We start from the raw sequence: 13,388 nt of genomic DNA, 5'->3' as shown, positions 1-13,388 counted from the left end.
TGCCCTCGGGTTTCAGCCGCGAACCGCCCTGGTCGCGGGCGTCGCCGATTTCTTGGGCTGGTTCAGGACGTACAATTTCATATGAGTCGCCTCGAGAGTTTCATCCGCAGGATGACCGCACAGCGCGACATTCTCGATCAAGTCTGTGTCGAGGTGGCGAAGATCGAGGGCCCCGTGCTCGAACTCGGCCTCGGCAATGGCCGGACGTTCCACCACCTGCGCGAGCGCCTGCCCGGACGCCGGATCGTGGCGTTCGACCGCGCACTTGCCGCACACGACAGCTCAATTCCCGACGCTGAAAACCTCGTGCTCGGCGAGATAAGCGAGACGGCGCCCAGGTTCATTGGCATCGATGCCGCTCTTGTCAATGCCGACCTCGGAACCGGCCATGAAGATCGCGATGTGGTGACCCTTAGCTGGCTTCCCGATCTGATCGCGCGCCTGCTTCGCGTCGGTGGCTTCGCGGTCAGCGGCATACCGCTCCATCACCCGCAGTTGCAACGCCTTCCGCCGCCGCCTTCGGTACCCACCGATCGTCTATTTGTCTATAGGCGTGTGTGAGGGGCCGAGACGACCCAAAGCGCGTCGCGTTGAACGGATTCAGACGACGCGCTTTAAGTCTTTGTTTGTATGCATGTCGTTGCCCCAAAACCGGGGCCACTTTTGGGCGACATGCAGTGCAGCGGTTCACCGTTTCACGGAAACGCCGAACCCGCTCTATCTCTTTGTTTTAACGCAATTCTCCAGGGAAAGCGCCACGCGCCTCTCCCGGGAAAACCGTTTCACACTTTTCCTGGAATTGCTGCAAGTATTCAGGGGATCGTATAGACTGCTATCTCGCGCTCAATGCCGCGCAGCGAGACCTCGTGGGGCACGGGCGTCAGCGCTTTCCTGTGCAACAGATCGGCTGTCAGATTGTCGTCGACCACCGCACGAGTGGCGAAGATCGCCTGTGCGGTGGCAAGGTTCTGGACCCGCGAAGCAATGTTGACCGTCTGGCCGAAATAGTCCTGGCGCTCGTTCATGGACACGGCGATGCAGGGGCCCGCATGGACCCCGATCTTGAGCAGCAGATCTTCGCGCCCGCTCTTGTCGTTGAGCGCACGCATGGCATCGCGCATCCTGAGGGCCGCGGCAATCGCACGATCGGGCGTCGCGAAGGTCGCCATCACCGCATCACCGATCGTCTTCACCACCGCGCCTGCCTCCGCCGCGACGATCTCGTGCAGAACCTGGAAATGCTCGCGCACGAGATCGAAGGCTGAAAGGTCGCCCACCCGCTCGTAGAGCGCGGTCGATCCGCGTAGGTCGGTGAACAGGAAGGTCAGGCTGGTGATCTTCAGGCGCTGGTCGATGTCGAGCGTGTCCGCGCGATAGAGATTGCGGAACGTCTGGTTGGTGAGCAGGCGCTTGGCCGTCAGGAAGGGCCGGCGTTTGCTCAGCAAATCATGCAATGCCGGTCCGGCAATGAACACCGTCGGCAGCACGCGGGTGTCGGTCCTGTTTTCCAGCGAAATGCGCATCGGGCCGGGTTGCATCTCCAGCGTCTGGCTCTGGACATGGTCGCGGTCGAAGACCAAGGAGAGGCTTCGGCGCTCCTTTGTTGGTTCGCCCTTCGCGTCGATGAACTGCGCTGAATGGGTGACTGGCTCGAAGACGATAATGAACTCGGGCGGAAGCCGTATGGGCAGAACCGCCTTTTCACCGGGCGCAAGCTCGATACCTTCCAGCAAGAACGCTTCCATCTTTTTGGCGAAATCTTCTTCCGGCAGATCGACGCCGGACGCCCAGTAGATTTGGCGGAAATATTCCAGCAACGGCAGTTCGTGTGGATTGTGGGCAGCAATCCTACGCACGCGGGGACTGACGGTGAATGTCACCTCGACCATCTCGTCGAGGGTCGGCGGATAGCCCTCGGCGCACAACGCGCATGTGTATTCGTCCTTCTGCAGGGTTTTCAGCGTGGCATTGGTGTCGAGCACGCCGCCACAGCCGGGGCACAGAACATTCCAGGAAATGTCGAAGATGCCCACCCGTGCCGCGTGGAGAAAGGCGCCTATGGTGCGTTCCTCGTCGAGGCCAAGCTTGCCGGCGAAGGCTGGCGCATTGATGCGGCAAAGTTCGCGGTCCTGGCCCTCTGCGATAGTTTGCTTGATCGCGTCGATTGCCTGCGGATCGACATCGGTCGATTGCCGCAGAAGCGAGAACAGATCCTGAGCTTCGTTCATCGTGCAGGCTCCGGAAAATGCGCCCCCGAGGCGTGTTGATCCGGACCGCTCTTTGGTCCGAGTCGCCATTTTACTGCGAAACTGACCGTACGGCCATTCGAATAGACAAGACTGGTGACAGTCTAATTTCCATTCACCAGATTTTCACCGGCCGCAAGCGGCACTATGATGGTACATTGGGCATTCATTTTTGGGGCTTCTCCCGTGCCGACATCCGACAATCCGCCATTTCCCGCGGCTCTGCGCCTTTTCTCCGCAGGGGTTATCATCGTCCTGATCGTAGGCGCCGGCCTGTTTTTCGCACCGGCACTGGTCAAGCCGCGCTGGCCCTGGCCCGTCACGCCATTCAGTGCCCGCTTCCTCGGCGGCTTCTACACCGCCGAAATGGCGGTGATGGCGGCGCTCTTGTTCTGGAATCGCTGGTCGCCCGGCAGGCTGGTGCTCGTCATGGCCTTCATCTTCACCGTCATCGTGTCGGCGGTTTCGTTGATCAATCTCGGCTATTTCAATTTCGAGCGCAAAGCGGCCTGGCTCTGGTTCCTGGTCTATCTTGCCTCGGCCGCGGTATCCGGGCTGTTCCTGTGGCGGGCCAGGGCCCGTCCTTCAGCAAGAGGCGTGACCCTAAACCCCGCATGGCGCGGCTACATGTTGGCGGAAACGGCGATCCTTGGGCTCTATGGCGTCGGCATGTTGCTGTTTCCCGTGATGGTCAGCAGCACTTGGCCATGGCCGGTCGATCCTTTCCACGCCCAAGTCTACAGCGCCATCTTCCTCGCTGGCGCTAGCGGCGCATATCTGGTCTGGAAGAGCGCGCCGCGCGAGGAACTGCTGGTGCTTGGCCTGGCGCAGTTTCTGGTTGGCCTGCTTTCCATCCTTGGTCTCGTCATCACCGACGCTGCGGTGCATCGGATCGACTGGACGGCGCCCAAAACATTGTGCTGGCTTGCCCTTTTCGGCTGGATCGGCATCAGCGGCGTCTTCAAACTCTCCGCCGCCTCCCGCTATTTCAGCGCGCAATCGGCAGCATAGCTTGCAGAGATAGCTGGATTTTCAGGTGACGTCCGGTGCATCGTGCCGGGCCTATTGCCTTCGCCGGGAACGCCATGACCAGCACGACCTCGCCATCCTCCGAGAAAATCCAGCCGCAGCTCCGCGCCGTCCGGCCAAGCGACGCGGAGGCGCTTTGCGCTATCTTCAACATGCCGGGCTTCCGCTGGGGCACGCTCAGGATGCCCTTCGAGATGGTGGAGCAGGTGGAGCGGCGCATCGCCAAGGCCGGCCAGGAAACCACCTGGATCGTCGCGGAGCTGGACGGCAAGGTCGTCGGCCATGGCAGCCTGGTCGTGCAGGGGTCGCCACGCCGGTCGCATATCGGCGAGATCAATATCGGCCTTGACGATGGCTTTGTCGGCGAGGGCATCGGCTCTGCCATCCTTGGCGCCCTGCTTGACGTGGCCGACAACTGGCGCGCCCTGAAGCGGGTCGAATTGACCGTCTATGCCGACAACGAACCGGCCGTCCGTCTCTACACAAGCCATGGCTTCGAGGTCGAAGGTCGGCATGTGAAGGCGGGTTTTACCGACGGGCAGTACCACGACCTGCTGAGCATGGCCCGACTGCGGTTTTGAGATCCGCTGTTTGGAGACTTATCCGTTTTGGTCGAGTTGACGATCTATGTGTGGGCCGGCCGTGTCCAGCAAGTCGGGTCTCCCTTGGCGTTTGCACCGCGAGCGGCTAGACGGGATCAATGACCGCCGTCTCTGACCCAACTGCTACGCCTCCGGCGGAAATTCTAGCTGTGCTGTCGCTGCTCTGCCCGGAAGTCGTGCGTGACATCGAGCAGAACTGGAATGCACCGGTTTCCGAATACGCCCGCCATCTGTGGCGGCCGGTGGCGAGGCCTGCGTCGGGTCCGGCGATCGCTGCCCGCTCGATCCTGCGCGACGTCCTGCATCAGCGCCTTGGTGCGATCATGCAGCCTCAAGAGATCGGCAAGGCCCTCGAAGAGTTCGAGCGCAGACCAGTGATCCAGTCCGGCCTGCACTGCCTGCTGCTGATGGACCGGATCACCTTCGATGCCCTCCTGCTTGCCTGGCTCGGCGCGGTGGAAAACGGTCTGTCGGCCTTCGTCGGCTTCATGGGAACAACGATGACCATGGAGACAAACGGCCGGGAGGGGCCGGGGTGGCTCGATGTCGGCGACGACAAGGTCAATTTGTTTGGCATGGGGCGCCACAAACTGTGCCGCAAGAGCGCCTGCGTGGCCGGTCCCGTCTCTCTCAACACGCGCGCGCTCGAGGCGGTGGGCGATGAAACGGATGCCAGCCGTTGGCTGGGCACGCTGCTTGCCAGCCAGGACAAGGCATTTGGGACCGCCGCCGATGCGCTGACCGCCCTCAACGAGGATCTGGTCGCCGATTGGGATCGTTCCGGTATGGCCCGGCCGGTCTTCATCGATGATCGGCTCGCCGCGGCCGCCATGGCGCGGCATCTGGAACACGACGGCAACCTTCTTTGCAGGCTGCTCGTCGAGCCGGCAAGGCGCCAGCGTCTCGACCGTGCCTTGCAAGAGGCGGCATCGGGCCCATTTGGCAGATTCCTGCCTAATAGCACGGCCTATTTCTGGGGCATCCGCGAGGAACGCGTGCGCAAGCTCGTGCTCGAGAACGGGCAGTTGATCGAGCCTGACAGGCCGCATGGTCTCTCCATCCCGTTCGAACGGCCGTATCTCAGGCAGGCGCTGCTGGACGGCGTGCTGCTGCCGAACCTGTTGCTGATGTTCCTCGTCCTTGCCATCTTGCCGCGCGTGCGGGTCGTGGGCGGCCTGAGGCAGATCGGCTATGTAGCGCTTTTCCACTCGATCCTGCTGGCAGCGTTAGACGAAAACGCGCCGGAGGAGCGCGATCTGGCTGCGGAGCTGCAGGTTCGGGAAAATGCCTGGGGCATGCGGGTCATCGATGAAAAGATCTCGGTCCGCGAGCAACTCGCCGGCCTGCCGGAAGGGGCGCTTTTCCCGGACCTGCTGCGGCAATACCGATTGCGGACCTTTGCCGAGACGACCGACGACCTGAAACTGGTTCGCGAAAACGCCCGATGGCGCAAGATCGGCCAGGCAGGCATCAGGGCGACCTGACATCGCCGCAAATGTCATTGCACGACCCCGGCCTTGCGGAGCCCATCCACCACGAGTTCGAAATCGGCAGGATTCTTGTAGGGCAAGACCTTGCGACGGTATTCCAGCGAATAGTCGGGATTGAGGCGAAGCACCTCCTGCCATGCCGCGCGGGCCTCGGCGAAACGGCTGAGATGGCCGTAGCAGGCGGCCAGAAGCGCACGCGAGACGTCGGTGACAGCGTTGCGAGCCAGCCGTTGCTGCAAGAGGTCGACGGCCTCTTCGTACCTTCCCAGATGAAACGCGGCCAAAGCCTGGAAGTGCAGAAGCACATCGGGAAAGTACGGATTCAAGGTCTTGCCCCGGGCGAAACTCTCAAGCGCCTCCTCGGGTCTGCCCGAATAGTACAGCGCCTCGCCGAGAATGACGTGCCCTTCGGCGAAGTTCGGATTGAGGGCGATCGCGTGCTCGGCCTCGTCGATGGCCCCATCGTGCCGTCGTGTGTACAGCTTGGCTATAGCCAACGCCCAGTGCGCCCAGGGATCGCTGCCATCGAGCGTTACAGCTTGCGTTGCGACCTCTTCCGCTTGCGCCATCGATTCCGGTGGCGAGGCACTCCACCTGTTCAGGTAATCGAGGCCGTGCGTGAGGGCGAGGAAAGCATGGGCAGCGGCAAAGTTCGGGTCCAGGTCGATGGCACGTTGCAAGACGTCACGGGCTGCGACGTTGGTCTCCTTTGTCAGCCGGTGCCACAGCTCCCGGCCCCGCAGGAAACAGTCATACGCCTCCGCGTTGCGCGGGTGCTCAGGCGCCAGCCGCTGACGGTCACCCTCAGTCAGATTGAGCGCCAGCGCACCGACGATCTGCTGTGTCACGTCGTCCTGCACGGCGAATATGTCGGTCAGCTCGCGATCGAACCGCTCCGCCCAAAGATGGCCGCCCGAGGTTGCATCGATGAGCTGCGCGGTGATGCGCACCCTGTTCCCCGACTTGCGTACGCTGCCCTCAAGCACATGCCGCACGCCGAGCTTCGTGCCCACCTCCTGCACCTGGACGTTCTGGCCCTTGAAGGTGAACGACGAATTGCGTGCGATGACGAAGAGCTGCGACAGTTTGGACAGCGCCGTGATGATGTCCTCGGAGATGCCGTCGGCGAAATAGTCCTGTTCGGCGTCACCGCTCATGTTGGCGAACGGCAGGACGGCGATCGACAGCTTCGGCGGCGCTGCCGTCGCCGGTCGGCTCGCGGTTTCCGAGGTCGCGGCCGCCCTGGTCCCGGCGCTGCCGACTTGCAGCGAATAGACCCTGATCGGCTCGGCGATGTTCTTGAGCTGGGTGCTGCCCAGATCGCTGACCGAGAGGTCGAGCCTCGCCTTGACCTGGCGATAGGCATCCTCGGACAGGCAGATGGCGCCGGGTGCCGCGACGCCCTCCAAACGCGAGGCGATGTTGACGCCGTCGCCCATCAGGTCGCCGTCGCTTTCCTCGACCACATCCCCCAGATGGATGCCGATCCTGAACTCGATGCGGCGGTCCTGCGGCACGCCGGCATTGCGCTCGACCATGCCATTCTGAACCTCAACGGCGCAGCGCACGGCATCCACCACGCTACGGAACTCAACCAGCGCCCCATCCCCGGTGCGCTTGATCACCCGCCCGTTGTGCACGGCGATGATTGGGTCGATCAGGTCGCTGCGCAGGGCTCGCAACCTCGCCAAGGTACGATCTTCGTCCGCGCTCGCGAGCCGGCTGTATCCGACGACATCCGCTGCCAGGATTGCGGCCAGCTTGCGATTCTCGCTCATCGGTCCGTCTCCTCGTCCCCACAATAGCAGGAAGACGGAGGGTAGGAGGGAACTTTCGCAAACGACGGCTATGCAGCCGCCCGAATCGCCAGCGCTCCGCCCGGGATCCACCCGGATCGCTCGATGCCGATTTGCGCTGCCGCTTGCTGGTCGACGACTAACGGTTCATCCTTGTGAATACCCTGGCCGTGACGTGCGTGGGGAATCACGCCGCCGCGGCCGCTTTAGGTCTTTGTTTTTATGCATGTCGTTGTCCCAAAACCGGGTCCACTTTTGGGCGACATGCATTGGTGAGGTCTTGTCGATGGACTGCTCGGGCTGCGGTTTCGAGGTTGAGAGCGGATTCGCTTTCTGTCCGAGGTGTGGCAAGCGCCAGCCCGTGCCATGCGCCAGTTGCGGTTACCCCTGCGCACCTGATTTCGAGTTCTGTCCGAAATGCGGGGCAAGCGTCGGTGCGGCCGCAAAAGCTGTCGAACGGCCTGCTCCGACACAGAGCCGGACCATCGTGCCGCCTTCTCGAACGCCGTCGCTGCTTGCGAACATCGAGAGCGACGATGGGCTGCATCCCGTCTCCGACGCCGATCGCCGGACGGTGACGGTCCTCTTCGCCGACCTTTGCGGCTTCACGACACTCAGCGAGCAGCTCGACCCCGAGGTGATGCAAGCACTGCAGAACGAACTGTTCAAGGAATTGACGGCGGCCGTGCGAAACTTCGGTGGTTTCGTCGACAAATTCATCGGCGATGCACTGCTCGCTCTGTTCGGTGCGCCGGTCGCGCATGAGGACGATCCGGAACGTGCGCTTCGCGCCGCTCTCGACATGATCGCCCGGACGGCGCGGCTGGGCGAAAGCGCCCCCCACTCCGGCTCGCCCCTGTTGCTCCACATCGGCATAAACACCGGCCCGGTCGTCACTGGCGGATTGGGCATCGGCACCGCCAAATCCTATTCGGTGACCGGCGACACCGTGAATACGGCGCAACGCCTGCAATCACTGGCTGCACCGGGTGAGGTGCTGGTGGGCGAGCTCACTCACAGGCTGACCCGGCATGCCTTCTCTTACGAGCCGCTGGGTGATGTCGTGCTTCGCGGCAAGGCTGGCAGTGTGCTCGTCCATCGTCTGGATGCACCGCTCGCGGCGCCGCGTGCGGCACGTGGGCTTGAGGCGCTCGGCCTCAGCGCACCGATGATAGGCCGTGATGCGGAGCTGCATAGAATGCTGGCGAGCCTTGACCAGGCGTGCGGCGGCTCGGCCCAACTTGTCCGCCTCGTTGGAGAAGCCGGTATCGGGAAATCGCGGCTGGTGAAGGAGTTCGTCGCCCGCGTCGGCGATGAGGATCGTTTTCGCAACCTCGCCGTGCGGCAGGCCACGTGCTCACCGCTGGGCGAACGATCATTTGGCGCCTTGGGCGCGGTGGTGCGCAGCGCTGCCGGGATGATGCAGAACGACACTGGAGACGAAATGCGGGGCAAGCTCGCTGGCTTGTTGACCGATCTTGGCCTGCAGGGCGAGGAGGCGAAGCGGCTAATGCCTCTGCTCTATCATGTGCTTGGCCTTGGCGACCCCGATGCCACCTTGCAGCATGTCGAGCCCGAGCAGTTGCGGCGGCAAATTCTCTACGCAGTCCGCACGATCATCGAACGGCGGCTTGCGTTGTCGCCGCTGTTGATCGTCGTCGAAGACCTGCATTGGGCCGACGCCGTGTCGCTCGAAGCACTGCGTTTCGTGATGGACAGGTTGGAACGCACGCGGTTGATGTTGCTGGTCACGCATCGTCCGGAGCCGGACCACGGCCAGCTCGACTCAAGTCGGGTCAGTCACACCGCGCTCAGGCTTTCGCCGCTCAGCCGCGATGACGGACGCAGCCTGCTGGCGGCGCTTTTCGGCGAGAGCTGGGTAAACTCAGCAGGAACGCTTCTTGACCAGATCCTCGAGCGCGCGGGCGGCAACCCCCTTTTTATAGAGGAGATCGTTCGCGGCCTTATCGATCGCGGTGTCCTGGTGCGCGAGGGCCAGCAATGGCGCACTGTGGCAGGCGAAGCCGCAACCGGCATTCCCGCCACCATCCAGGCAATGTTGCTTGCTCGCGTCGACCGGCTGCCCCAGGAGGTGCGCCGTTTGGCCCAGGAAGCCGCGGTGATCGGCCCGCGCTTCGATGCCACACTTCTGAAAGCCGTGACAGCCGACCCCGGCCGGCTGGAAGCCGGCTGCGAACTGCTTTGCGATGCGGAAATCATCGAGGAAGTTGCCGGATCAGGCTCGGTCTCGTCGCAAAGCTACCGTTTTACGCAAACTTTGCTGCAGGACGTGATCTACCAGAATCTGCTTCTGCAGCGCCGGACCGACATCCACGGGCGGGTCGGTGCTGCCTTGGAGCAATTGTGCGGCGCCAGACCGGAACGGCTTGAGGATTTGACCGTGCTCGGTCATCATTTCGCACAGAGCGCCGAGCGGGAGAAGGGCGCGCACTATCTGCAGGCGGCGGGCGATCGCGCTCGCATGATCTACGCCAACGACGACGCCCTTCGTTTCTACGAGCGGGCACTGACTGCGTTGGGTGCGACCGGGCAAACACAGCTCAAACTGGCGATTGCAGAGCGCATTGCCGATTTGAGCGGCCCAGCAGGCCGCCGCGAGATCGCGCACCACCACTACGAGACGGTGTTGCAGGCATACCGCGAGTCAGCCGATCGGGTCGCTTCGGCGCGCGTTTTGCGCAAGATCGGTCGGCTGCTCTGGGACGTCGGCAAGCGCGACAACGCAGAATCGCGCTATGCCGAAGCGGCAGCGCTCCTCGATGGAGCGGATGCCCCGATCGAGCAGGCGCATCTGTGGCAAGAGCGTGGCCGGCAGGCGTTCCGTAGCGGGGATCACGCTCTCGCGGCAAAATGGGCGGACGCGGCGCTGGATTGCGTGCGTACCCTGACAACGGAGCATGTCTCCGAGGCCGGGCGTGATGCCACTCTTGTGACCGCCGAGGCCCTCAATACCAAGGCAGTCGCGCTGGCTCGCCTTGGGCGAAACCGGGAAGCCGTGGGTCAGGTCGAGCGTAGCATCGAATTGGCCGAAGCCGCCGGTCTGCTGGGGGCGGCCTGCCGCGGCTACACCAATCTCGGCGTGCTTTACACGACCATCGATCCGACACAGGCGATGGCGGTCTGTCGGCGCGGTCTCGAAGTGGCGCGCCATATTGGTGACCTGGGTTTCCAGGCGCGCCTCCTCGCCAATCTGGCGGTCGCTTGTTGTACCTTCACGGATCGCTGTCCAACGGAGGGCGTCCCTGCTGCCGAGAAGGCCATCGAGATCGACCGGGCGCTCGACCAGCGCGAGCACCTGCCGGTGCCGTTGATCGTGCTTGGGCAGATCCACCAGTGCAACGGCCGTCCGGAACTGGCGGTCGGCTTGTTCCACGAAGCCCTGGACGTAGCCCGCGAAACGGGCGAACCCCAACTGCTGTTTCCGTGCTATGATGGTCTCGCAACGCTTAATCTCGACATCGACAATCTGGCCGAGGCCGAACGCTACTTTTCCCTGGCGCAGGGTATATGCGCCCAGCACGGGCTCGACCCGGAAGCGCTTGTGGTGCTGCCTTTTCTCGACTAGCCGGGTGGGAGGTTGAAATGTCCGCGCCTCGTGACTTGGTACCGCTTCAACCGGGCGACCGCGCGCCGAACGTGGTACTCGACGCCATTACCCAGGAAGGCAAGATCGCGCTAGACGACTTCCGCGGACAAAAACCGGTGCTGGTCGGCTTGTTTCGAGGTCTGCATTGTGCGTTTTGCCGGCGCCATATCGCCGCCCAGGCGCGGCTTGATCCGGAGCTGCGCGAAAAGGGCGTGGAGAGCCTGACGGTGGTCAACACGCCGATCGAACGGGCGCGCCTCTATTTCCGCTACCACCCGATGCCGAATCTGCTTGCGGCCTCCGACCCTGAACGCGCTTCACATCGTGCTTTTGGACTGCCCAATCTCGAATTCACCCAAAACGAGACGAACTGGCCGTACAAGGTCTCGATGGCAGCGGTAAAGGATATGCGGATTGAGATGCCAGGCGAGTTGCCTGGTCCTTTGGATCCTTTGGCGGCCGGCGAAATCCTCGACAAGAGGGACCATTACGAACTGACCGAAGCCGATGAGCAGATGTTGGCAACCGGGCACGGACAACTGGTCGGTCAGTTCCTGCTGGACCGGCAAGGGATCGTCCGCTGGAGCTTCACGGAGGTTCCAGAGGGTGGGCGATACATGTTTGGGGCGCCAAGCCCGCAGGAGCTGATGTCAGCCGTGTCCCAAGTCGCCCAATAGACCTGCGCCGCTGCATTGCCGGTTGGCAAGGCCATGTAAGCAAAAGGCGCCCCAAAGGGCGCCTTTTAGTCGCTTGATTTCCCGAAGGAAACTGGAGCGGGTGAAGCGATTCGAACGCTCGACCCCAACCTTGGCAAGGTTGTGCTCTACCCCTGAGCTACACCCGCTCACACGGCGTCTTGGCCGCAAGCCGGGCCTATATGGCTGAAGAGCGCGGCGATTGCAACAGGGAAATGTCAGGCATTTTGCTATGCGGCGGGCGCGCTCGCCGCGATGTCGCATGACGGTCTTGTGTCGGCTGCCCCATTGGCCGTAAACGGCTTGGCAGGAAACGGGACGAAGACAAAACCGATGCCGAAGACCGAAGCTGAGCTGATGGAATTTCTTGCCGAACTCGGGATCGCTGCCTCGACGCGGCGCCATCCGCCGCTGTTCACGGTTGCCGATTCGCAGGCGCTGCGCGGCGAAATCGCCGGTGGCCACACCAAAAACCTGTTCCTGAAGGACAAGAAGGACAATTTTTTCCTGGTCAGCGTCGGCGAGGACGCGGTCGTCGACCTGAAGCAGATCCACCAGGTCATCGGCGCTGCCGGCCGCGTTTCCTTCGGCAAGCCGGAGATGCTGATGGAGCTGCTCGGCGTGACGCCGGGGGCGGTCACGGTCTTCGGCCTGATCAACGACGTTGCGGGCCGGGTCAAGGTGGTTCTCGACAAGGCGTTGATGGACCATGCGGTGATCAACGCGCATCCGCTGACCAATGAGGCGACGACGTCGGTCGCAGCGGCGGACCTGATCAGATTCGTCGAGGCAACCGGCCACGATGCTGCTATCTTGAAAGTCTCCGCGTGATCGCCACATGGATGGCCTAAGTCAGATTGTCTGAAAGCGCCTGGCCGCCGGCGGCCGCGCCACGGAAGGGTAAAGAGATGAGCGACAACAATCCGTTTGGAAGCCATGGCGGCCAATATTCCACCACCGTGCAATATGGTGGAACCGAGGCTCCGCGCGCGAAAGTCGCGCTTGGCGAGGCGCCGCCGGCCGCCCCAGGGGCCACCGATGTCATCAGGGACACGACGACTGCCGCCTTTGCCGCCGACGTCATCCAGGAATCGCGCCGCCAGCCGGTGCTGGTCGATTTCTGGGCACCCTGGTGCGGGCCGTGCAAGCAGCTGACGCCGCAGCTGGAGAAGGCCGTCAAGGCCGCCGGCGGCAGGGTCAAGCTGGTCAAGATGAACATCGACGACCATCCCTCGATCGCCGGCCAGCTCGGCATCCAGTCGATCCCCGCGGTCATCGCCTTCAAGGACGGCCAGCCGGTCGATGGCTTCATGGGCGCGATCCCCGAGAGCCAGATCGCCGAATTCATCACCAAGGTGGGCGGCAAGGGCAATGGTGCGCCGCCGGTGGCCGAGGCCCTGGCCGCGGCAAACGAGGCGCGCGCGGCCGGCGACATGCAGACGGCGGCCGATATCTACGATGCCATCCTGGCGCAGGCGCCGGAGACGGTCGAGGCGATTGGCGGGCTGGGCGACCTGTTGTTCGAGGCTGGTGACATCGAGGGCGCCGAGTCCTTGCTGGCAACGGCGCCCGAGGCCAAGAAGGATGCGCCGCCGCTGGCCGCCCTGCGCGCCAAGATGGCGCTGGCGGCGCAAGCGGCAGCACTTGGCAACCCGGCCGAGTTCGAACGGCGCCTGGCCGAGAACCCCGGCGATCATCAGGCGCGTTTCGATCTGGCCATGATCCAGAACGCCAATGGCGATCGCACGGCGGCGGCCGACAATCTGCTGGCCATCATCAAGGCCGACCGCGCCTGGAACGAGGACGGCGCCAAGACGCAATTGCTGCAGTTGTTCGAGGCCTGGGGCATGACCGACGAGGCGACGCTTGCGGCGCGCCGCAAATTGTCGTCGCTGCTGTTTTCCTGAGCCGGTTAGCGATTGT

The 13,388-nt window shown here is 63.2% G+C and carries 10 protein-coding genes and 1 tRNA gene; 8 read left to right on the top strand and 3 right to left on the bottom strand.

What is annotated here, in order from left to right; all coding sequences use genetic code 11:
- The first annotated feature begins 81 nt into the window (after positions 1 to 81).
- Complete coding sequence (locus tag AC1D2G_RS02045) at positions 82 to 561, top strand: class I SAM-dependent methyltransferase (protein WP_184872685.1); 480 nt, start codon at positions 82 to 84, stop codon at positions 559 to 561.
- 251 nt (positions 562 to 812) lie between these two features.
- Here the strand turns inward: AC1D2G_RS02045 and AC1D2G_RS02040 are convergent, their stop codons facing one another.
- On the bottom strand, positions 813 to 2,228 hold the full coding sequence (locus AC1D2G_RS02040; protein WP_477411696.1) for a DUF5939 domain-containing protein: 1,416 nt from the start codon (positions 2,226 to 2,228) through the stop codon (positions 813 to 815).
- Between the two features lie 204 nt (positions 2,229 to 2,432).
- Between AC1D2G_RS02040 and AC1D2G_RS02035 the strand changes: the two genes are divergently transcribed.
- From AC1D2G_RS02035 to AC1D2G_RS02025, 3 genes are all read left to right on the top strand, one after another.
- Positions 2,433 to 3,257: a hypothetical protein gene (locus AC1D2G_RS02035; RefSeq protein ID WP_477392528.1), complete on the top strand. Its 825-nt coding sequence runs from the start codon at positions 2,433 to 2,435 to the stop codon at positions 3,255 to 3,257.
- 74 nt (positions 3,258 to 3,331) lie between these two features.
- The gene (locus tag AC1D2G_RS02030) at positions 3,332 to 3,856 is read left to right on the top strand and encodes a GNAT family N-acetyltransferase (protein WP_477411695.1); all 525 of its coding nucleotides are present in this window, start codon (positions 3,332 to 3,334) and stop codon (positions 3,854 to 3,856) included.
- 119 nt (positions 3,857 to 3,975) lie between these two features.
- Entirely contained in the window at positions 3,976 to 5,361 is a 1,386-nt protein-coding gene (locus tag AC1D2G_RS02025) for a hypothetical protein (protein ID WP_477411694.1), read from the top strand.
- A gap of 14 nt (positions 5,362 to 5,375) precedes the next feature.
- Here the strand turns inward: AC1D2G_RS02025 and AC1D2G_RS02020 are convergent, their stop codons facing one another.
- Positions 5,376 to 7,145 carry an adenylate/guanylate cyclase domain-containing protein gene (locus tag AC1D2G_RS02020; protein ID WP_477411693.1) on the bottom strand — a complete coding sequence of 590 codons (1,770 nt, stop codon included), beginning with the start codon at positions 7,143 to 7,145 and terminating at the stop codon, positions 5,376 to 5,378.
- Positions 7,146 to 7,449: 304 nt separating this feature from the next.
- Here AC1D2G_RS02020 and AC1D2G_RS02015 point away from each other — a divergent pair, with 304 nt between their 5' ends.
- Positions 7,450 to 10,749, top strand: coding sequence for an adenylate/guanylate cyclase domain-containing protein (locus AC1D2G_RS02015; RefSeq protein ID WP_477412421.1), 3,300 nt, complete (start codon positions 7,450 to 7,452; stop codon positions 10,747 to 10,749).
- 17 nt (positions 10,750 to 10,766) lie between these two features.
- Complete coding sequence (locus AC1D2G_RS02010; protein ID WP_477224751.1) at positions 10,767 to 11,447, top strand: redoxin domain-containing protein; 681 nt, start codon at positions 10,767 to 10,769, stop codon at positions 11,445 to 11,447.
- 92 nt (positions 11,448 to 11,539) lie between these two features.
- Here the strand turns inward: AC1D2G_RS02010 and AC1D2G_RS02005 are convergent.
- Positions 11,540 to 11,614: transfer RNA gene (locus tag AC1D2G_RS02005), tRNA-Gly, on the bottom strand.
- A gap of 184 nt (positions 11,615 to 11,798) precedes the next feature.
- Between AC1D2G_RS02005 and AC1D2G_RS02000 the strand changes: the two genes are divergently transcribed.
- On the top strand, positions 11,799 to 12,296 hold the full coding sequence (locus AC1D2G_RS02000) for a prolyl-tRNA synthetase associated domain-containing protein (RefSeq protein WP_477305432.1): 498 nt from the start codon (positions 11,799 to 11,801) through the stop codon (positions 12,294 to 12,296).
- 77 nt (positions 12,297 to 12,373) lie between these two features.
- Positions 12,374 to 13,372 carry a thioredoxin gene (trxA, locus tag AC1D2G_RS01995; protein ID WP_477411692.1) on the top strand — a complete coding sequence of 333 codons (999 nt, stop codon included), beginning with the start codon at positions 12,374 to 12,376 and terminating at the stop codon, positions 13,370 to 13,372.
- The last annotated feature ends 16 nt before the right edge of the window (positions 13,373 to 13,388 follow it).

This window comes from Mesorhizobium sp. P2_C7, from assembly GCF_056404515.1.
This window is presented reverse-complemented; position numbering and strand designations above follow the sequence as displayed.